The following is a 21,319-nucleotide window of genomic DNA, read 5'->3' on the forward strand; positions in this document are numbered from 1 at the left end:
CTAATTGCTTCATTCGAAGCGATTTACACAACAAACTAATATGAGAACTGGCACTAATTAGTTTGATCTATGTACACTTTCATTGAATTAGAGGCATCGATAATTATAATATCACCTCCATTTTGAGAGATACCCAGATTTGCGTTCCCGGAACCTCCTACAAATGCAAAATTATTGTCCTCAGTCTGATTAATACTGACTTTACTTGCGGTGAACATCGAACTCGACTGACCAACTATTGCTATGTTGTGGTCACCAGATTGAAGGACAAGTGCCTCAGAATTGCTACCAATCTGACCGACAAGTGCCTTGTTGTTGTTACCTTCCTGTCTAATGTAAGCCGTGTTGTTAAAGCCAGCCTGACCTATTACCGCTTTGTTTGAATTTCCTTCTTGCATTACTTTTGCTTTATTGGCTCCTTGATTACCCAAACTACTTTGTTTAATCAACACCGAAGAACTACGTGCGTTGGTTATGTTTACTTCAGCATAATTATCGATATCAAGAGATCCAGAGCCAGACAATTCTAAGTAATCATCGGCTATATCAGAGCTGATCCCATTCAAAAATCCTTCGTCGTAGTCTAAGCTTGCTCCGGAACTAAATATAACGTTGCCACTAACCACTGTTGGAGACAGCATTATTAGAACAGTACCCAATATGGTTGGAGACAAACTCTTCCATACCCTTGTATACATACGTCCACCAAATAATTAAATAAAATAGAAGACAAATCAGAAAGAGCCCATGGTCTGAACTAGTCCTTGTTAACTTGTCAAAATTGTAAGAGTGTTTGATCAGTACAACCATAAACTTAAATTCAATTATTTCTTAGCTTTTCGAATATTTTGCTTTAAATAACTCTAAAGAAAAGACACCTAAGTCGCAGCAAATAATCTCATTAACTAAGTCAAGAGTTTATATGTGTGTTCTGATGTATGACATACTATTTATTTCATATCAAAGGTGGCTTCAGATCTTAAATCGGACTTATCCAATTTGGAACAAAATGACTTATTTCTTCATTCTTTTCATCACATTAATCACGAGTGTTTATCCCGTCTATGCATCGGGGGACAATGGTATCGATGAAAATGGTAGTGCATTAGAGAGTGAGACTAGAGATAAGGTTATTTTCAACGATTTTAATGAAGTTAACGGAGTCATTGTCGATAGAACAATTACACGCCTCGGCGAAGATTTTTATTTTTTCTTTTCTCAGAAGCTAAATGATACATATCCGGACTTAAGGGAAAATCTAACGATCAAGGAAATACCAACTGCGCTTTCGGGAAGCATCATAGAAGTGTACCACTCCAGAAAAGCAATATTCAGAACAGCTTTGTCACCCGGTAGGCAGACTGCGAAAGAAAGGGCTGGAGATGCAATGCGCGTTGTCGGCAATTATATCATTCGATGGCAAGCAGAAAGATTGTATCTAGATACTTTCGATCTCGAACATGATGAATTTTAGGGTGACAAGGATGACAAACCTAATCAAGAAGACTTTAACGACCTCTACTTTGGTAATTTTGCCACTGTTTTCTATGAACATGCACAGCTCAGAGCTAGTGTACACACCTGTGAACCCGAGTTTTGGTGGTAACCCACTCAATAGTTCACACTTGTTTAATCATGCCAATGCTATTAATGATTATGACGACCCAGATGGGTCATCGTTCGATCTAGGTAACGATGAGTCAGCATTGGACCGCCTTGCATCTAGCTTGGAATCCAGACTCATTAGTCAACTACTTGCTGACATTGGTAATGGTAATACCGGCCAACTCGAAACTGATGATTTTTTCCTAAATGTTGTCGATACAGACGGTACTTTGCTCGTCCAAATTGTCGACAAAGCGACTGGGGAATCCACTGAAATCAGTGTATCCGGCCTTAATCCCGACCTCTAATTTACAAGGATAGTATTATGAAAGGTCTACTATATATATGCCTCGCGTTTCTGCTTGGAGGCTGCGCAACATCTTTGGATATACCAGATACCTCCGCAGAGCCTAAGCTCATGCCTAGGGGTGCGACTTACACAGATTTAATTTCACTTCCTAAACCGGCAGGCAAGATTTTAGTCTCTGTTTATGATTTTAGAGATCAAACCGGACAGTACAAACCACAACCAAACAGTAACTTTTCAACGGCGGTGCCTCAGGGGGGAACATCGCTGTTAACCACGTCACTGCTAGATTCTCAATGGTTCATACCACTTGAGCGTGAAGGACTTCAGAACCTTCTAACTGAAAGAAAGATCATTCGAGCAGCACAGAAGAAAGATAAAATGATCTCAAACCATGGTGCCGATCTATCATCGTTAAATTCAGCGAATGTGGTGATTGAAGGTGGTATTGTCGCCTACGACTCTAACATCCGAACCGGTGGTGTTGGCGCTAAGTATTTAGGTATAGGGGCATCTGGCCAGTACCGAACGGATCAAGTGACGATCAACCTCAGAGCGGTCGACGTACGAACAGGCCAAGTACTTCTTAGTATTACCACCTCTAAAACTATTTCTTCGCATGAGATCGGTCTTGGGGCATTCCGTTTTATTGACTACAAAGAACTGCTCGAAGTGGAATTGGGTTACAGCAACAATGAACCCGTTAACATTGCCATTATGTCGGCCATCGACGCTGCGGTTATTCACCTCATCATTAAAGGCATGGAGCGTGGTATGTGGTCATCTAACGACCCAGAGGCGAGTTCTAACCCAATTATTGCCAAATACTCCAACGCAAAAACTGAAATTCTATAAAACCTGAAACTCAAACGATAAGCAGCAAATGGGGCTACGCGGAAAATGGATATTACCCGTAGCCCTATTTTTTTATCTGCTGCTCAACCATGATGATCACTCGCTTATCTGACAATAAAATAGTGAGTACCCCCCCACTCTCGACAACTACTGTGTTTGGGCACTTAAATACGAGTAAGCAAGCACCTAATCACATCACACTATCTTCTTACGCTGTTTTTACCTCATGATGATAGAAGCCCAGCAATAAGCGCATTGAGATCTTCTAAGCTAGTCAGCTTGCGCACCCTTTTGGGCTTGTGAAAAACGATATGCTTGTTGCCGTTACTCACCATTCGACGTCACGTTAATGCGTTAGGGTTTAATCAAGGTATCAACGGCTTCCCTTCGGTCATCAACTCACTAACATTGAGGTTAAAGTAGATTGAAACAGATTCTACAAGCATCAAAAACGCCTCTTTCCTATTTGGCAAGAGGCGCTCTAAAAAGGTGTTTAGTGTTTTTTATCGAAACGTTACAGGCATAACCTTGTTAATCCTGCTTTGTGACAACTCATACCACACCGCGATTCTAAGATTAGACAAACTCATTGGAACCTATGTTATTTTTGGCCCACAGCAGCGCTTGAAGTCGATTCTTTACTTTGATTTTTTTGAAGGTATTGTGCAGGTGCGCTTTGACGGTATTTTCACTCACAAAAAGTGAATCCGCGATTTGAGTATTGGAGGCGCCGTCGCCGAGAAGCTTAATGATTTGCTGCTCGCGCTTCGTAAGCTTTGAATAAGAGTGACTTGTCTTAGCGCACTGACGTCCACGATAAAACTTGATGTATTCGTACACCAGTTTGCGGCTCATCCACATCTCGCCTCGTAAAATGCATTCAAAGCCAGTGACGAGCTTGTCAAGATTATCGGTAGAGTAAAAGATACCAACCAAGTGTTGCCACTTCAACATCTCCGCATGTGACAGCTCTGGTGAGGTATTGATTAACACTTCTTGCACCTGCTCTGGCAAACTCTCTCTCAAGTCTTGATATTTCTCAATGTGCTTTTCTGTCATCGCAGGATGGTCGACAATAACAAGATCGAAGTTAAACTCTTTTAAGCTAAGCTTACAACCGCTTAAACGATCCGGAGAGAGAAGTTTGATACTGATATCAACCTTCTGCTCAATAGAATCTTTAAGCAAGCTTGACTGTAGATTGTTTTCCGCCAACAAGATGGCTCGTCGGGTCTGTAAGTCTACGGTCGGCATAGCACACTCCCTGTCACTATTAGTTATCCAAAAGTAATAGTAAAGTTAAACTTTTTAATGCATTCGTCAAGTATAGGTTTTAGGAGAAAAAATACGCGCGCGAGTAAAATCAGCTAATAATCAGGCAATTAAACTGACAATCTCATAAATGAGACAGCTTTAAGTTAAGTTCTCTCAAGTAAAAATACAAATAAGCAACTTAATTACAACAGGTGGTTCTAATTATTATGTGTGATCATTTTGATTCATATCATACGAGTCATATGAGATAAGCAACGAACAAGATAAGCTATTGCGGTGCTTAGGAAAACACCGCGATGGGAATCAACGATTAATGTAATGGTGCACTGTTTTTATCATTAAACTTTCCAAAATATTGCTCTAGAATTTCAGATGTTAGTTTACCTTCTGCTTCCAGTTGCTTTAGCTTTTCTGCAATTTCACGTTGCTCTTCAATTGAAGGCAATGAGACTTCTGGCTCACCGTCAGTTTGAGAAGACATCAATTCCAGTTCTTTCTCGAAATCACTCATAACACTACCCTTTCTCTATCAATAATAATTCGGCTAGTTTACTGGTTTTGTCATACCGAGGCTAGTGGCGTTCACAAGTCCTCGCCTCATAGCCCACGCCCCCATGAACTCAATGGCGATAACATCACGTAATCTCTGTTCAACCAAATAGAGTGTTGAACAATACCTTTGAACCTCTTACATTGTTGCCTACTGTCATTACGACTCACTTTATGATTATTACAAACATGACTACCATCATTACAAAACAATGACATAACGAATGGAACTTTGATAAGTTACGCGCATCTATCTATAACGTATTGCTATTCGTAAGTGATGGCTATTTGTAACCTAAGAGCATGTAAACGTATGACTATTTGTCACATGTAATGCTTACAACATACTTCGACTCTTCAATGTAATGTCACTCGTATTAGCACGATGTCGGTAAAAAGGAAAAATGGACATGCCCAAGCAAGCCTTTCAACAACTTCAAGGTTATTTGGAATCACAAGTTATTGGTCAAAAAGAGCTGGTCAAACAGCTGCTCATCGCTTTACTCGCCGATGGACACATACTCGTCGAAGGGCCTCCTGGGCTTGCCAAAACCCGTGCGGCGAAGGCACTAGCTGATTGTATTGAAGGCAGTTTCCATCGAGTTCAGTTTACCCCTGATTTGCTCCCCTCTGATTTAACGGGTACTGATATTTATCGACCAGAAAATGGCGAGTTTGAATTTAAGGCGGGGCCAATTTTTCACTCGCTATTGCTTGCCGATGAAGTCAACCGAGCGCCAGCCAAAGTACAGGCGGCCATGCTCGAGGCAATGGCAGAGAAACAAATCAGTGTTGGGCAGACGACTTATCCTTTACCCGATTTGTTCCTTGTCATGGCAACGCAAAACCCGATTGAACAGGAAGGCACTTATCCACTTCCTGAGGCTCAGCTTGACCGATTCTTACTGCATCTCGATGTCGATTACCCAGATGCAGACAGCGAACTTGAGATCCTAAAACTTAATAGAGGCGAGGCGCTTGGACAACACGTTCAACCTGAGCAAGCTATTTCTCAAACAGAAATATTTGAGGCTCGCCGTCAAGTGCTGTCGATTCACATGTCAGACGTTATCGAACGCTATATTGTTCGCCTTATCATTGCTACGCGTCAACCAAGCCAATACAGTGAAAAATTATCAAAATGGCTCGAGATGGGCGTCAGCCCGCGTGCAACGATTGCCTTAGACCGAGCCAGTCGTGCCAACGCATGGTTATTCGGTCGAGATTTTGTTAGCCCTGAAGACGTTCATGCCGTTATTTACCCTGTGCTTCGCCACCGCCTGCTCCTTAGTTATCACGCCCAAGCTGAGGGCATTAAAGGGAATGATGTCATCGATGAGTTGCTCGGCACCGTTGCCTCGGCATAGTTGATACTGTAAACGGGTAGCATTAATGTTATTAAAAAATAATCAATTTTTTAAACGAAAAGCGAAGCAGAGTAACCCCTTAGAGCTTGCTGTCACGCAGGGGAACCTGCCTGCGCAGTGCAATGGGGTGAGCCTAACTGTCGACGAGCTCGCTTTTTACCAGACTCATGGCAAGCGCTGGCAACCACCAGCCAGAAGCCTCTGGTCACAGCTAAATGGCGCACACCTAAGTGCACATAAAGGCCGAGGTATGACGTTCTCTGAAGTGCGACAGTATCAGCCAGGCGATGATGTCAGGCAGATTGACTGGCGCGTCACAGCACGGACTGGAAAGGTTCATACCAAGCTGTTTTCAGAGGAACGTGAACGCCCAGTCGTATTATTCCTCGATCTTACTCCTAGCCTGTTTAGTGGGACAAAACTGCTTTTTAAGTCTGTACAACTCTGCCATTTGGCAAGCTTACTAAGCTGGGTAGCCGTCGCCAATAAAGATCGAGTTGGCGCAGTGATTCGCTGTCCTCATCAATTGATAGAGCTTCGTCCCTCCGCATCTAAAGGTGCTGTGTTCCAACTCCTCAATGAGATCGTCGCGGCTCATAATCGTCAGCTAATACCGGGGGCGACGGCGTCTGAGCAAAGCACCAGACCATCAAACGTAAACAGCACCGATTCATTAAGCCTTGATAATGCCAACCCAAGCGCTGCGACGACAAGAAATACAGGAAGTAATACTGCCTTCGATGCGCTTCGGAACCTCTGCCGCAAAGGGAGCGAAGTCGTACTTCTTAGTGATTTCTCAACCACGTCGGAAGCAGACTTAGACACGGTAAAGTTACTTTCGCAACACAACCGAGTCCGAGCCATTCAACTTTTCGATCCATTAGAAGTTGCCGATGTCAGCGCTAAAGGACTGCAACGTGTTCAAGGAAAGTTTGATGAAATAACGCTCGACATGAGCAGCGCTCACACCAAAGCCGCCATCAAACAAGCTTATCTAGATCATCACGACCACATTGAACAAGAGCTTGCCTCATTCGGTATTCACTTGTCACAAATATCCAGTGGTTCTCCGTTACTTCAACAAATTTTAGAACGCCAATCATGACCGAACCAACCCACTCACATCCGCTCGAACTCAATGCTCTCACGTTACCGGCGGCACCATCGTGGTGGCCACTAGGTCCAGGGTGGTGGGCGGCAGCCTTCATTGCTATCGCTATTACCTTGGTGTTGTTTCTTTGGTACCGAAGACGCAGCGCTCATAAACGGGCCCAACGCGCCGCACTCAACCTATTCAATATAGAAAGGTCATTGCTTACTCCCTCATCAGCCATTGAGTTGGTGAGGCAAGCGGCGTTGAGTTACTTCCCACGACAAGACATTGCAAAATTAAGCGGTCAAGACTGGTATCAATTTTTAGACTCCCAGTTGGCCAGCGCCACCTTTTTTCCAAACAAAGAACAGTGGGACCAAGCCCTCTACCGTTCCAGTTCATCCTTACCTTTGGACGCAAGTGAAAACCAATCGGACGCAAGTGAAAACCAATCAAACGACCGAGCGTCCCTTGAAACCGCTGATCATGTACTGATTGAGCATTGTGAGCAATGGATCCAGCGAGCACTGCCTCCAAAGAGAAAATATCGCCACTGGAAGAGAGGTGAATGATGTCATTTTCATTTGAATGGTGGGGGATGTTTTTGCTAGCGCCACTTCCCTATCTTGCCTATCGATTAATGGCGCCTAATGCGACATCCAACCCCATCATACTCCCGCATCTGACCACGATGCCGAGTCAGGCTAACCGAAAATCAAGGCTAAACCAATGCCTCGCCGTCATGGCGTGGCTACTGTTACTCACGGCGAGTGCAAGGCCTGTTTGGTATGGCGCGCCCGTTGACATTCAGCCCAAGCATCGTGACATGATGCTGGTCATCGACTTATCCTACTCTATGAGTCAGGAAGACATGGCGTATAAAGGTCAATACATCGATCGCCTTAGCACCGTTAAACATGTGGTTTCGGATTTTGTCGATAAACGAAAAGGTGACCGAATGGGCTTGGTGTATTTTGCTGACCATGCTTACCTGCAAACACCATTAACGTTCGACCGTGAAACCATCAAACGTCAAATTAATCAAACCGTATTGAAACTCATTGGCACACAAACGGCGATCGGTGATGGCATCGGCCTTGCGACTAAAACCTTTGTTGATGGTAACGCCCCGCAAAGAGTCATGATTTTATTAAGTGACGGCAGCAACAATGCCGGAGTGCTTGATCCTATTGAGGCGGCAGAGATTGCGAAAAAATATCAAACCGTGATCTATACCATTGGCGTGGGCGCAGGAGAAATGCAGGTCAAAGATTTTTTCATGACTCGTACCGTCAATACAGCAGAAGATCTGGATGAGGAAGCCTTGCAAAAAATAGCCTCGATGACCGGTGGTCAGTATTTCCGCGCTCGAAATGCGCAAGATTTAGAGAAGATCTACGACACGATCAACGCCCTGCAACCTATCACCCAAGCTACGCAGTCTTGGCGCCCTAAAACTGAGTGGTTTTGGCTGCCTTGTTTATTGGCATTAATGCTGTTGTCCACCTTAATCGTTATCAGGAGGGAGGATGTCTGACTTTATCTTTCTGCACCCTAACGCTTTTTGGCTGTTAATCCCGATTCTTATTGGCGCTATCGTTGTTAACTCAGTGAAACGTCATTCAGCCTCACAGCCACTGATGGCCCCTCACCTTGCCGCTTATTTTGAGCGCACCAATGGAGTCAAACACTCCAAGCGGGCGACATTGATATCACTAGCCGTGATTATCGTCGTTGCAATGGCAGGACCAAGTTTTCAAGAACATCGCGTCCCAGCAGGACAAACCAACCAGGCGAGAGTTCTCGTGCTGGACATGTCTCAGTCCGTCTATGCCAACGACATAAAGCCTAACCGACTCGCGCAAATAAAATACAAAGCGCAAGACCTATTGCCAATAATAAAAGAAGGACAAACCGGTTTAGTGGCTTATGCCGGTGATGCGTATGTGTTAAGCCCTTTAACGTCAGATTCGGCGACATTAAAAAACTTAATCCAGAACCTCTCCCCCGACATCATGCCAATACAAGGCGCGCGGGCTGATCTTGCCATTGAGCAATCCATCACAATGATGAAACAGGCAGGACTGACTCAGGGTGAGATATTATTATTTAGTGATGACTTGGATAGCCAAGAAGTCTCTCGTATTCAAGCTCAATTGAAAGGCACGTCATGGACAGTATCGGTTCTCGCGTTTGGCTCAAAGTCCGGTGCGCCTATCCCGCTTTCTGATGGTTCTTTATTAAAGAATGATGCTGGGACCACCGTTGTCGCAAAAACTAACTTCAAGGGAATGCAGCAAGTCACTCAAATCAACGATGGTCGATTTGTCACCTATCAAAGCAACAATACCGACATCGAGCAGCTGACGAGTTCGGATTTGTTCAGCCAATCCACCAATACATCGATGAAGGCCAACGCCGACTCTCAGACTGTCGTGGCGCGTGTTAACAACGGTATTTGGCTGCTCCCGTTCGCGCTTCTACTGATTCTGCCTTTGTTCAGAAAAGGCTTCATTTTCTCTGTTCCAGTATTCACGAGCGCATTAGTTGTTATGCTGCTCGCGTCCACTCCCTCTCCCGCCGTCGCCTCATCATTGAGCCAGTGGTTCAACAACGCGGATCAAAATGGCTACCAGTCCTATCAAGACCAAGATTATGAACGTGCCGCCGAGGAGTTTACTCAAGCACGCTGGCAAGGCGCGGCAAAATACCAAGTGGGAGACTATGAAGGGGCAATACAGTCATGGCAGCCACTTAACGAGACTCAAGATCTTTATAACCTTGCGCACGCGTATGCCCAAAATGGCAACTTTGACGAGGCAATCGAGAGTTATGAAATGGTCATCAAGCGCGAACCCGATAATACCGCAGCTAAACAAGATTTAGACACGGTAAAACGCGCGCAACAGCAACAGCAACAGCAACAGCAACAGCAACAGCAACAGCAAGATTCTGAATCATCGGATAAGAACCAGCAAGGCACCGGTGAGAATAATCAAACGCAATCTGGCTCGAAAGATAATTCAAGCAACGCTTCAAATTCAAACCAAGAAAAATCACAATCAGCCCCATCTAAAGGCTCTGATCCAACGGGTGCTCAGCCACAAAACGAAAAAGAGACAACGTCCGAAGATGACACGTCATCTGACAATCAATCATCGTCAGAAGACTCATCGCCAAGCCAGGGTCAAGCAAACGAGCAAGACTCAAAACAAGCCGAGACGACGCGCCAATCTAAGTCAGAACCGCAAGACGGAAAAAGTGACCGTGACGCTCAAGGGCATGCGGTCCAATCTCAACAGGTAGCAGAAAGCGACCCAAGCTTACGTAAACTTGAACAAGTGGAGTCCGTACGAGACCCAAGCCGACTCATTCAAGCTCAAATGCTCTTACAAGCAAGAGACAGAGACCAACCCACCTCTCAAGGGAAGCACTGGTAATGATTAGAAACAAACTCCACCCTGTATTTTTAATGCTGATATTACTGGTGAGTGGCTTTGTTAGCTTTCCATCGTGGGCATTAACCGTTACCGCTAGTGTGAACAAAACCAAAGTCAGCAAAGATGAAGTTATTCAACTTCGGGTCGTGGCGGATGAAAAGCTCGACGGCAGTAAGGTGTCTTTCGATTCGCTCAGCCATGATTTCTACACGGGTCGCGCTAACTTCAGCTCTTCTGTTAACATTCTAAACGGATCTCGAACAGACAGCAGCGTATGGACCATCGCCATCGCGCCGCAACGTATTGGCAAGATAGTGATCCCGAGCTTTGATGTAAACGGCGCAAAAACCACACCGATCACGCTCGATGTCACCATTGATGAGCAAACCCCAACCACCGACGATATGATCGAAGTTAGAACACAAATTGGCAAACAGGTGTTGTATCCAAAAGAGAGCACTATTTTAGACGCTCGAATTATCGTCAAGGTAGACCCTCGTTTGTTACAAAACCCCGACCTAATTCAACCAACAGCGCAGGGCGTGACACTAAAAGCACTTGGGGAGCCGAAACAATACCAAGCGGTATTGGATGGTATCGATGTCCTTATTATCGACCAGCAATATCGTGTGACCGCCGAGTCTGCCGGTACATTCACTATCCAAGCGCCCACCTTGTCTGGTGGAGTCCTGTATGGCAATAACCGATCAGGTACCACCAAAATACTAACGCTCAATCATAAAGCGCCGGCATTAGCGCTAACGGTACAACCCATCCCAGCTGACTATCAGGGTGTTTGGCTACCAAGCGCGAAGTTAACGTTAGCGCAATCTTGGCAGCGTTCAGATGGGAGCGCGGTCTCCTCTAATGATGCAGATATTGACACGGGCGATTCTTTAACCCGCACCGTCACGCTCAATGCCATGGGCGTCACCTCAAATCAACTACCTAACCTGAGCATAGAAAACCCAGACGGCTTCCGTGTTTATCCAGAAAAACCAACGTTCAACGACAATGATGATGGCTCTGTCACCATGACAATCAAACAAGTGTTGATTGCCAAAAAGGAAGGACAATACCCATTACCCGCAATCGCTGTTGATTGGTGGAACACCACCACGAACAAAAAAGATCAATCTGCATTGAGTGGGTTGTTGGTGACCGTTCATCAAAGTGATGAGCCGAGCGTTGGATTCAAAGCATTAAATTCAACGCCAACCACCACGGTTTCAGACTCTGGTTTCTGGCCTTATCTGACCGGTCTTTTTGCGTGTTTGTGGTTAGTATCGAGTGTGATGTGGTATCGAGCGAGGCGGAATTCAGCTAAAAGCCAATCGGCGAGTGAGACTCCAAAAAACACGGATTCAAAACCGCGACTGTTGGAAGCCATAAACCGCCGAGACGCAATTGCTGCCCAATCCGCCTTTCACCTTTGGGTAAAAGAATCGAAAAACCTTTCTCCTGATACAGTGAACAGCATCCAAAGCGAGTTGTCGGCAATGAGTCGCGCCGAGTTTATGGGCAACGAAAGTTCGTGGGATTCAACAGCGGTCATTACGCTCATTTCTAAAGCGTCATCTTCCACCCCTCCCCCTCACTTAGCGCATTTATAAATAGAACCGCAACGCCTAAACGCTAAAATAAAAAAAGCGCCCTCAATGAGGGCGCTTTACCATTCAATACTTATCTTAAACGCTCAACAAGCGACCGTTTAATGCATCAACCATTATAGGTAGAAACGAGTACCGATGATGAATTGGTTGTCTTGACGCTTACGGTAGTTAACGGTACCGCTGTCTTGACCTTGGTTGTCAAAGTTGTAACCAGTGTACGCACGTAGACGTGGAGAGATAGTGTATTCAGCTTGAACAGAAGTACCAGATTTAACACGTACATCGTTTTGAGTATCTTGCATCTCTTCGTGCTTTAGAATTAGGTTAAGCCCCACGTCTAGACCGTAAGCAAGAATAGAATCGAACGCTTGAGTTTTAGCGATAAGCTTGCTGTCAAACGAGTTCATGTTTTTGTTGTCAGCAAAAGTTGCTGCTACATATAGACCAGAACCGAAGTTACCGTATTTAGCAGACACTAAGTTTGATTCAGCCAGTTTTGCTACGCCACGCTCAGTGATGTTACCGCTGTTGAATGCGTAGTTCGCGTTGAAACCGTTAATCGTATAGCCCGCTGCAATTTGAGCACGGTTCGTTGAGGTAATCCAAGTACCAGATTTGCTCGCTATTGGATCGGTTACAGAGTTAGCACCCTGCCAACCTGCACCAATCGTCAATGCACCAGCAGTATCGAAATCAATCGTATTGAAGTAAGCCGCTAGTTTGTCCGCACGAGCAGTACCAAAGATACCTTGGTTGTCGTATAGGAAATCATTTGACCAACCGATTGGCGTATCAACCACACCCGCCGCCATGTAGTAAGGAGACCATTGTGTACCCGCAGCGATGCGACCGTAAGTCTCGTGACCAAGACCGATATAGCCTAGACGAGTCTTGAACGTGTCTTTACCACCTTCAAGCATGTTCATCGCCCACTCTGCTTTGAAATCCGCCTTGAAGCCATGACCGATGTCTTGGATCACTTCAATGTTAATACGTGGCGATTTCTCTTCAACGCTTGCTTCTTTACCAGCATGAGCACCTGTTAGACCGATAGTCGCGTGACCACCGATAGACATTTGCGTGCCTTCTTTATTGTAGACTTCTAGTGCGTTTGCTTGAGTACCGATGACCGCTGTTGTAACGGCAAGTGCTAATAGTGTTTTGTTCATTACGATTTCCATATTGACGGCTTAATATCGAATTTTGAGGCTCGATAGATGTTTAAAGGTTTTCCTTAACGATGAGAAGCTGGCAGGCAACTCGATGTTAAAGACGCTAAAAACGTGAACTTGAAATATGGAATCACTTTAAATCGAGAGTTCCCGAATGTGTCGTGAAATAAAATGAAGTTTTAAGCAGAAAAGAAGGGGAATTAAAGTCATTTAAAAACAAATGGATACGTGTAAATTTTTATAAAAAGCCAGATCACTTGAGATTAAGCGATGTTTTCTTTTGTTTTTACCATTAGTTATGTGAATACCAGCACCGCACAAAGATTCACCCCGAAAATTTGAACATAAAAAAACCCGCTCAATGAGCGGGTTCTATCAAACTGTTGATGCTAAGTTATCCATTTTTCCCTATAGGAAGAAACGAACACCTGCCATCCACATGTTGTCACGATCTTCTTTGAATTCGCCAGTACCTTGAAGGTCGAATTCGTAGCCTGCGTATGCACGCATGCGAGATGTTACGTCGTACTCAGCTTGGATAGCTGTAGTTGCGTAAATAGTTTCGCCTGAAGCAAAACCAGAAAGAGCCTTGTCGCCATCGTACTTAACAGATTCGTAGTTTACAGATAGGTTTAGGCTGTTAGAAAGACCGTAAGCAAGAATCGCTTCATATGCTTTAGTGTCGTCTAATTTTTGGCCTTCGTAGCTGTTCATGTAATCATTCATCGCATAAACACCCGCTACGTAGATACCTTTACCGTAAGTACCATATTTAGCAGAAACTAGGTGAGAAGTCGCTTTATCATCAACTGCAACTGCAACATCTGCAGTAGAAGTGATATCACCACCCGTGTATGCGTAGTTTAGACCAACACCAGCAACATCATAACCAAGTTGTACTTGTGCACGCTGACCAACGTTGTATTTACCAGCAGTACCTAAAGTAGTATTAGTATTGTCGATGTCATTAGCACCTTGCCAACCTAGACCGAAGTTGAATGCACCAGCATTGCCGAAATCGAATGCGTTAGTGTAAGCAAGCATTGCGTCAGCACGACCAGTACCTAGGGCACCGTGGTTGTCGTATAGGAAGTCATTCGCGAAAGCGATTGGAAGATCCGCAACACCACCAGCTGTGTAGTAAGGTGCCCATTGAGTACCTACTGCTACGCGACCGAATTCTTCATGGCTCACACCGATGTAGCCAAGACGAGTAGTGAAAGAGTTGTCGCCGCCGTTAAGCATGTTAAGCGCCCACTCACCTTTAGCGTCAGCAGTAAAGCCGTTGCCTAGGTCTTGCGTTGCTTCGAAGTTGATACGCGGAGAAACAGAGTTCACACCAGCTGCATCTTGCTCAGAATCTTGAACGCCTACAGAAACGTGACCGCCTACTGCAAAAGTAGAACCGTCTTGGTTATAAAGCTCAACTGCTTGTGCAGAAGTACCGAATGCTGCAGCTGCCACTGCTAGTGCGATAAATTTTTTGTTCATTGGGATTTCCATATTTCAAGTTTTGTGCGCCAAACGCCTGGATGACGAATGGCATAACGTACATGAAGCTGTTACGTACACAGACATAACACCTATGCATGTAACCCTTCTCGATGTAACGTTGGATTAACATGACGGAAATCACTCTAACCCTAAAGTTCCCAAAGCTTTCATAAAAAGACGTAAAAGATTGAAAACGCTGTTTTCTATTCTATAAAAACCTTCATAAACAAAACGTTAGACACAAAACATAAAACATAAAACAAACTAAAATTATCGCAATCACCCTCTAAATTTATGATGATTGATGTTTTTCTCGATATATCGTTTGAATTATTTAGACTCAAAAAACTTAGCGCAACTATTTGAATCAATATGTTACAGGTAATGTGCGCATTTTGAGACCGCTGTATTCGTCAAGGCAATAGAATCTCCAGATTGTTTCTTTACGCACAAAAACTGAATATATAGGTACATCACCACGCACGTACTCTTACCCCAAACACCAACTCAGTTATAAAAAAGCCAACAAAGCACGTAAATAGTGAGCCACTCGTCACAAAAATCGAACAAAAAATGAACTCCCGTACTTATGTAAAGGCAAGTTCCGAATGCCGTTCTATTCTTGCTTTAGGTATTAATGTGTATGCAGGCACTAATACCCGCAATGGCAACATTGCAGTGGTGATAATAATTGAAGGAATATAATTATGAAAATGGCAGCCATCGCAGCAGCGATTACAACAACACTCGTCTCTGGTTCAGCATTAGCGGCAGAGGTTTATAATTCAGATGGAACATCACTTAGTATTGGTGGACGTGCAGAGTTCCGTGGCGACTTCCAAGGTCAAGCTTCAGGTAGCGAACTAGATGGGACGATGGATAACAAATCTCGTGTTCGTATTAACGTGGGTGGTGAAACACAAATCACAGATAGTTTAAGTGGTATCGCTTTTTACGAAGCTGAGCAAACCGTCAATAACGATGCATCCAATTCCCAAAACTCCGCCTTTACACAACGTTATATGTATGCCGGTCTTTCCACAAATGGTAACGACGTAACATTTGGTAAGCAAGATGCCGCAACCGTCCAAATTTCCCAAATGTCGGATACAGTAACAACACATAGTGGCATTCAAAAAACCTTCATACAGGCAGGTGATGAGCAAATAAATAATGCTATCAACTACTCGGGCTACTTTATGGATGCCCTATCAGTCAAAGCTAGTTTACTTGCCTCTAACCAAGCCAATGAAGATGGCTGGGCATTGTCTGGTATTTATACCCTTCCCTTTGGATTGGGTATTGGTCTTGGTTATGCCGCTAACGAAAATCCAGGTAACAATGCACAAGATTCTAAACAGTTTCTTGGAGGTTTAAACTACCGTTGGGAAGGGCTTTACGTTGCTGCGACCTATACGCAAGGTGAAGGTTCTAAAAAGTACAATCTTGGCAGTAACGACTTCAATAGTGTCGAATTTGTTGCTCAATACAGATTTGAGAACAATTTTGAGGCTGTGTTAGGATATCAGAAAGGTGAAATCGCACCAGATGCCGCAGCAAACTTTAACGTTAGTAATTACGTCGAGTTAACAGGTATTTATTACTTCAACAAATCAATCCGTTCTTATATTACTTACAAGTTTAATAACCTAGAAGCAGCTGATGGACAAACATTCGCAGCTGATGGTACGACGGCACAAGATGCTGACAACTCTCTACGTCTAGGTCTTCGTTACGACTTCTAAATAATGACAGAACCACTCTCCAAAGGGCGATTTATTCGCCCTTTTTTATTGCCCAGAAACATTTCCATACACTCTATCTTTGAAAAAGTTCAATTAAATCAAAATGTAATATATCTTACATTTATCTGTAACAGCCAAAACATAACCTACCTGCATTCCAAGAAGACATGATGTCTAACAATATTATTTAAAGGTAAATAAGATGAAAAAAGCAGTTTTGGCGAGCGCGGTAGTAGCAGTGATGGCATCGGGTTCAGCACTCGCAGCTGAAGTCTACAATTCAGACGGCACGTCTTTAAAGATCGGTGGACGTGCGGAATTCCGTGGTGATTTCATTGGTAACGGTGGTAAAGAAATCGATGGTACGATGGAAAACAAATCACGCTTCCGTATTAATGTTGGTGGCGAGACGCAAATTTCTGACAACCTAACAGGCTTTGGTTTTTATGAAGCGGAGCAAGGTGTGAATTCGTCAGGTGACAGTACTGCTACGACATCAATCAAACAGCGTTATATGTATGCTGGTATTGGTACTCAATTCGGTGACATCTCTTTTGGTAAGCAAGATACGGCTGGCGTTCAGATTTCTCAAATGTCGGATGACGGTCAAATCTGGACTGGCGCTCAAAAAGAATTTATTGCTGCGGGTAACGAACAAGCAAACAATGCGATTGCTTATTCGAACGTATTCGCCGATGTATTTTCTTTGAAAGCCAGTGTTATTGCGTCTGATGAAAAAAATGAAAATGGCTATGGTATCTCTGGTATCTACTCTACGCCAATCGGTTTAGATATTGGTCTTGGCTACGCGCAAAATGATTTCCGTGAATTGGACACTAACGGCGCCGTAACAGGAACCGGTGACGCAGACCAATTTATTGGCGGATTAGGCTACACAATTGCAGCCCTTACGTTAGGTGCAACCTATACTCAAGGTACGTATAACTTTGATAACTCAAGCGATAAAGACGATTTTTCTGGCGTAGAATTATCTGGTACTTATAAGTTTGATGGTGGCTTCCGCATCATGGCGGCTTACCAAAAACAAGAGATCAAACCTAATGTTGGTGACAAAGAAATCTTAAGTGATTTCTTCGAACTAACAGGTCAATACCACTTCAATAAGTCGCTACGTACTTACCTATCTTACAAGCTTGATAACCGCAGCGCTGATGAAGTCAGCAACAATGGCAATTCAGCAGACGACACGGTTCGTCTAGGCCTTCGTTACGACTTCTAAACACCATTAAGTTTCCTATTTCGAATCCAAGACCAGGGCTGCTATCCCTGGTCTTTTTTTATTCCCTCAATCAATAATATTTACTAACCAAAACGCTCTCCCCATAACAATAATCAATCCTTATCTGATTTCACTCCGCCACACACATTCACACCACACCCCATTAACAACCTTAAAATCAATGAGTTAAATTAAGAAAACTGCCATATTTCTTTCACAAAGCTATTTTACTTTGATTGCGTTCTTGAGGTAACGAGCCTCATTTTTGATAACCAAGGTACGTATAAAATGAAAAAAGCAGTAGTAGCCGGTGCAGTAGTTTCAGTGTTGATGTCTGGCCTGGTTGGCGCAGCCGAAGTGTATAGCAAAGACGGAACATCCCTTGATATTGGCGGCCGTATGGAATTTCGTGGTGATTTTGGCGGCAAAGACAATGGCCAAAGCATTGATGGCACCATGGAAAACAAAAGCCGGGCTCGCTTAAGCATCAAAGGACAATCAAAGATCAACGATAGCCTTACTGGTTTTGGCAAATACGAAGTTGAGCACGCCGTAGTCAGTTCGGGCGGTAAAGACGATGGTTCCGATGCCAATAAGTTCAAACAACGTTATATGTTTGCAGGGCTAGATACCGAATTTGGCGCTGTGTCTTTAGGTAAACAAGATACGGCGGGCGTGATCATTTCTCAAATGTCGGATAATGGTCAGATTTATACCGGTATTCAAAAAGAATTCATCAATGCTGGTGACGAGCAAGTGAATAATGTCGTCAAGTACTCAGCCGATTTCATGGACGCGCTAACGGTTGAAGCCAGTGCTATCTTAGGTTCAGATAAGAACACCGACGGCGCCGGTGTCGCGGCTAAATATCACCTTCCATTTGGCTTAGCACTTGGTTTAGGTTATGCACAAAATGGTAATGGCCAAAATAACGGTATCGATGAAGGCAACGCAAAACAGACTATTGCTGGATTAAGCTACGCGATTGGTGGTCTAGAGCTTGGCGGTACGTATACTCAAGGTGAACTTGACGACAAAAATGGTAAAGACTTTAAGGGTGCTGAACTTTCCGCGGCTTACAAAGTAGGCAATGGATTTTCAGTGTTAGCGGCGTACCAAAATACCGAAAAAGACAGCACTGACGCCGCGAGTGGCAAAGAAAAAACAAACTTCTATGAGCTGACGGGCCAATACAAATTCAACAGCAACCTTCGTACTTACTTAGCGTTTAAGCTAAACAATCTGAAAAAAGGTGAATCAGCAAAACTCAAAGATGTTGACGCTGAAAACTCAGTTCGTTTAGGGCTTCGTTACGATTTCTAATCGGGACTCTTTGCCTATCTAAGCAGACCCATAAAAAAGTCGTGCACGCTGCGCGACTTTTACGTTCCATACCATGTCGCTTTAGGTGAATCACTTTCTAGCCACCACCTTCATTTACTTTTCGTCTCTTATTTCTTGCCTATAGCCAAATAGATTCGCTTAAACAGTATGAACGAATACAAATAAGTGTCGTTTTTACACAATTGGTTAATTTCGGTTTTCATAGTAATATTGTCAAAAACGAAGAATACGATTTATGAATCAACCACATCAGCCTCTCCAAGGTGCAATCTGGATGTTATCAGCTGGCGCGGCCTTCGCTCTAGTCAATAACATCGCTCAAGTAGTCAGTATTAATCATGGTATGTCCTCTACCATGATTGCGCTCATTCAATATGCCATAGCGCTGCTTGTCATTATCCCTAGCCTTCGCGCAACCGGTATCTTTCGCTCTCTTCGTACCCAACATTTTGGCGCTCATCTTTTTCGCGTGCTACTTTCCGTCGTTGGCATACAGCTTTGGATGTGGGCACTCGCTTACCCAGTCCCCATCTGGCAAGGTATCGCCCTGCTCATGACCTCCCCCCTATTTGCAACCTTAGGCTCTGGTTTAATATTGAAGGAAAAGGTAGGCGCAGCCCGCTGGCTTGCCACGATATGTGGCTTCGTGGGTGCATTGGTGATCCTTGAGCCATGGTCTGATTCTTTTAGTTGGGCAACATTGCTACCGGTTGGGGCCGCTTTTTTCTGGGCTTGTTATTCACTCATGGTAAAAAAACTGTCAGCGAATGATCCCCCTTCCACCATGGTGATCTATTTATTGGTGCTCATTACGCCTTTTAATTTCATGCTCGCCCTCCCCTCGTGGTCTCTCCCTTCTGACATGATGGTTTGGGGTTATCTGATTGGAGCGGGCGCACTGACAGCTTTTGCACAGTGGGCCATTGTAAAGGCTTACTCCGTTGCTGATGCTTCGTTTGTGCAGCCATTTGATCACGCTAAACTGCCAATGAATGTGTTAGCGGGCTGGATTGTCTTTAGCTGGGTTCCTCCTGGCCGCCTTTGGGTTGGTGCTGCCATCATCGTCGCGTCTATTGCTTTTATTACGCATTGGGAAACAAAATCCAAAAAGAAAACTATTTCTTGAAATTAATTTGATGACACGTCGTTCTTATATTGAAACGGACTAGAATTAAATAGACAAAGACAAGAGGCGGATCAATATGGCAGAGCCAATCAAAATTACGTTATATCGCTGGGCAGGAAGCTGGGGTCCGTTCAAGGTAACGATTCCATGCGGTGAATGCACGCTAACCAAAGATATCTTAAATGATACGTTCAATACTGAACTTGCAGGGATTCCCGTCGAGCTCGAGGTAAAAGATTGGCTATCTCATTGGTGGGAGCCGCTTAAAGCGGGTGCTTGGCATGCGCCAATTATTATGGTTGAGGGCAAGGTCGTTAGTCAGGGCGAGGCACTTAACCGGGGCGTGCTTGTACAGTCGGTCATTAAAGAATGGACGCAACGTGATGAACTCAAAGGCTCGATTGTTTTTGGGAAGGCTACGTGTCCTTACTGCGTAAAAGCAAAACAAATCCTAGATGATGCTGGTATTGAATATGATTATCACGATGTGGTGAAAGACAGCGCAGCCTTGTACCGCATGATCCCAGAAGTCAAAGCACATATTGGTGAAAAAACACCCGTGACGGTGCCTCAGATTTGGATGGATGGGGAATATATTGGTGGTGCTGACCAATTAGAAGTGTGGTTAAGTGAAAATCCTGCAGCATCGCCGCCTAATAACGTCTTCGAGCTGGGAGAAAAATCTGCGTCATAATCAGCCTTTAGAGAGCATGCTCCGACTTTGTTACGCCTTTTACCTCATGTCCTGAAAGCAAAAAGCTCGCTAAATGCGAGCTTTTTCAATTCTTATTTACTGATTTTTTTCATCATTCGTTTAATGAACGATTTTTTCTTTGGCTGAGGCTTGCCATAAAGCATGTCGTCAATCATTTTTTTGGCTGCTAATTGACCAATATATGCCGCGCCTAGTTCGTAACCCATGATTCAACCCTCTAAGATTGTAATTAATTTTCAATATAGGTGTATTTTATACTGATAAAGGACAATTACAAGACATTCGTCACATTTTTTTGTAATTTAATTTCATGCAATGTTTGTTTTAGTCAAAAGACATGGGTTCACTATTACAGGTAATACGAACTATCTAAACAATG

General features: G+C 44.0%; 20 protein-coding genes. 14 read left to right on the top strand and 6 right to left on the bottom strand.

Going from position 1 to position 21,319, the window contains the following annotated elements:
* Positions 1-53: 53 nt before the first annotated feature.
* Positions 54-641 carry a curlin subunit CsgB gene (locus AB4405_RS18630; protein ID WP_372062304.1) on the bottom strand — a complete coding sequence of 196 codons (588 nt, stop codon included), beginning with the start codon at positions 639-641 and terminating at the stop codon, positions 54-56.
* A gap of 368 nt (positions 642-1,009) precedes the next feature.
* On the opposite strand from AB4405_RS18630, the gene AB4405_RS18635 reads away from it, so the two are divergent.
* The 3 genes from AB4405_RS18635 to AB4405_RS18645 are packed head-to-tail and all read left to right on the top strand — an operon-like array spanning position 1,010 to position 2,767.
* Entirely contained in the window at positions 1,010-1,474 is a 465-nt protein-coding gene (locus AB4405_RS18635; RefSeq protein ID WP_372062305.1) for a CsgE family curli-type amyloid fiber assembly protein, read from the top strand.
* Positions 1,475-1,484: 10 nt separating this feature from the next.
* Entirely contained in the window at positions 1,485-1,913 is a 429-nt protein-coding gene (locus AB4405_RS18640; RefSeq protein ID WP_372062307.1) for a curli assembly protein CsgF, read from the top strand.
* 17 nt (positions 1,914-1,930) lie between these two features.
* Positions 1,931-2,767 (top strand): CsgG/HfaB family protein, encoded by an 837-nt coding sequence (locus AB4405_RS18645; RefSeq protein WP_372062309.1) that lies wholly within the window; start codon positions 1,931-1,933, stop codon positions 2,765-2,767.
* Positions 2,768-3,343: 576 nt separating this feature from the next.
* On the opposite strand, the gene AB4405_RS18650 is transcribed toward AB4405_RS18645, so the two are convergent.
* Both AB4405_RS18650 and AB4405_RS18655 read right to left on the bottom strand, forming a co-directional pair.
* Complete coding sequence (locus AB4405_RS18650; RefSeq protein WP_372062311.1) at positions 3,344-4,021, bottom strand: LuxR C-terminal-related transcriptional regulator; 678 nt, start codon at positions 4,019-4,021, stop codon at positions 3,344-3,346.
* Between the two features lie 331 nt (positions 4,022-4,352).
* Positions 4,353-4,553: a restriction endonuclease subunit S gene (locus tag AB4405_RS18655; protein ID WP_372062312.1), complete on the bottom strand. Its 201-nt coding sequence runs from the start codon at positions 4,551-4,553 to the stop codon at positions 4,353-4,355.
* A gap of 448 nt (positions 4,554-5,001) precedes the next feature.
* On the opposite strand from AB4405_RS18655, the gene AB4405_RS18660 reads away from it, so the two are divergent.
* The 6 genes from AB4405_RS18660 to AB4405_RS18685 are packed head-to-tail and all read left to right on the top strand — an operon-like array spanning position 5,002 to position 12,104.
* The gene (locus tag AB4405_RS18660) at positions 5,002-5,958 is read left to right on the top strand and encodes an AAA family ATPase (RefSeq protein ID WP_372062314.1); all 957 of its coding nucleotides are present in this window, start codon (positions 5,002-5,004) and stop codon (positions 5,956-5,958) included.
* A gap of 25 nt (positions 5,959-5,983) precedes the next feature.
* Complete coding sequence (locus tag AB4405_RS18665) at positions 5,984-7,063, top strand: DUF58 domain-containing protein (protein WP_372062315.1); 1,080 nt, start codon at positions 5,984-5,986, stop codon at positions 7,061-7,063.
* The gene (locus AB4405_RS18670) at positions 7,060-7,623 is read left to right on the top strand and encodes a DUF4381 domain-containing protein (RefSeq protein ID WP_372062316.1); all 564 of its coding nucleotides are present in this window, start codon (positions 7,060-7,062) and stop codon (positions 7,621-7,623) included. Before AB4405_RS18665 ends, AB4405_RS18670 begins: the two co-directional genes overlap by 4 nt.
* Positions 7,620-8,588: a VWA domain-containing protein gene (locus tag AB4405_RS18675; RefSeq protein ID WP_102532532.1), complete on the top strand. Its 969-nt coding sequence runs from the start codon at positions 7,620-7,622 to the stop codon at positions 8,586-8,588. The genes AB4405_RS18670 and AB4405_RS18675 overlap by 4 nt, the downstream gene beginning before the upstream one ends.
* The gene (locus AB4405_RS18680; protein WP_372062317.1) at positions 8,581-10,491 is read left to right on the top strand and encodes a VWA domain-containing protein; all 1,911 of its coding nucleotides are present in this window, start codon (positions 8,581-8,583) and stop codon (positions 10,489-10,491) included. Before AB4405_RS18675 ends, AB4405_RS18680 begins: the two co-directional genes overlap by 8 nt.
* A complete protein-coding gene (locus AB4405_RS18685; protein WP_372062319.1) occupies positions 10,491-12,104 on the top strand; it encodes a BatD family protein in 1,614 nt (537 codons plus the stop codon). Before AB4405_RS18680 ends, AB4405_RS18685 begins: the two co-directional genes overlap by 1 nt.
* Before the next feature lie 113 nt (positions 12,105-12,217).
* Here AB4405_RS18685 and AB4405_RS18690 read toward each other — a convergent pair whose 3' ends face one another.
* Together AB4405_RS18690 and AB4405_RS18695 are read right to left on the bottom strand one after the other, a co-directional pair.
* Complete coding sequence (locus tag AB4405_RS18690) at positions 12,218-13,273, bottom strand: porin (protein ID WP_372062320.1); 1,056 nt, start codon at positions 13,271-13,273, stop codon at positions 12,218-12,220.
* 411 nt (positions 13,274-13,684) lie between these two features.
* Positions 13,685-14,767, bottom strand: coding sequence for a porin (locus AB4405_RS18695; RefSeq protein ID WP_372062321.1), 1,083 nt, complete (start codon positions 14,765-14,767; stop codon positions 13,685-13,687).
* A gap of 710 nt (positions 14,768-15,477) precedes the next feature.
* On the opposite strand from AB4405_RS18695, the gene AB4405_RS18700 reads away from it, so the two are divergent.
* From AB4405_RS18700 to AB4405_RS18720, 5 genes are all read left to right on the top strand, one after another.
* Entirely contained in the window at positions 15,478-16,515 is a 1,038-nt protein-coding gene (locus tag AB4405_RS18700) for a porin (RefSeq protein WP_372062322.1), read from the top strand.
* 202 nt (positions 16,516-16,717) lie between these two features.
* The gene (locus AB4405_RS18705) at positions 16,718-17,755 is read left to right on the top strand and encodes a porin (RefSeq protein ID WP_372062324.1); all 1,038 of its coding nucleotides are present in this window, start codon (positions 16,718-16,720) and stop codon (positions 17,753-17,755) included.
* A gap of 288 nt (positions 17,756-18,043) precedes the next feature.
* Entirely contained in the window at positions 18,044-19,078 is a 1,035-nt protein-coding gene (locus tag AB4405_RS18710; RefSeq protein WP_372062325.1) for a porin, read from the top strand.
* A 256-nt stretch (positions 19,079-19,334) separates the two neighbouring features.
* Positions 19,335-20,225, top strand: coding sequence for a DMT family transporter (locus AB4405_RS18715; protein WP_372062326.1), 891 nt, complete (start codon positions 19,335-19,337; stop codon positions 20,223-20,225).
* A 76-nt stretch (positions 20,226-20,301) separates the two neighbouring features.
* Positions 20,302-20,919 carry a glutaredoxin gene (locus AB4405_RS18720; protein WP_372062328.1) on the top strand — a complete coding sequence of 206 codons (618 nt, stop codon included), beginning with the start codon at positions 20,302-20,304 and terminating at the stop codon, positions 20,917-20,919.
* 92 nt (positions 20,920-21,011) lie between these two features.
* On the opposite strand, the gene AB4405_RS18725 is transcribed toward AB4405_RS18720, so the two are convergent.
* Positions 21,012-21,146, bottom strand: coding sequence for a hypothetical protein (locus AB4405_RS18725; protein WP_277869421.1), 135 nt, complete (start codon positions 21,144-21,146; stop codon positions 21,012-21,014).
* Between the last annotated feature and the right edge of the window lie 173 nt (positions 21,147-21,319).

Origin of the sequence: Vibrio sp. 10N.261.51.F12 (assembly GCF_041471725.1) — a bacterium.
Classification (GTDB): domain Bacteria; phylum Pseudomonadota; class Gammaproteobacteria; order Enterobacterales; family Vibrionaceae; genus Vibrio.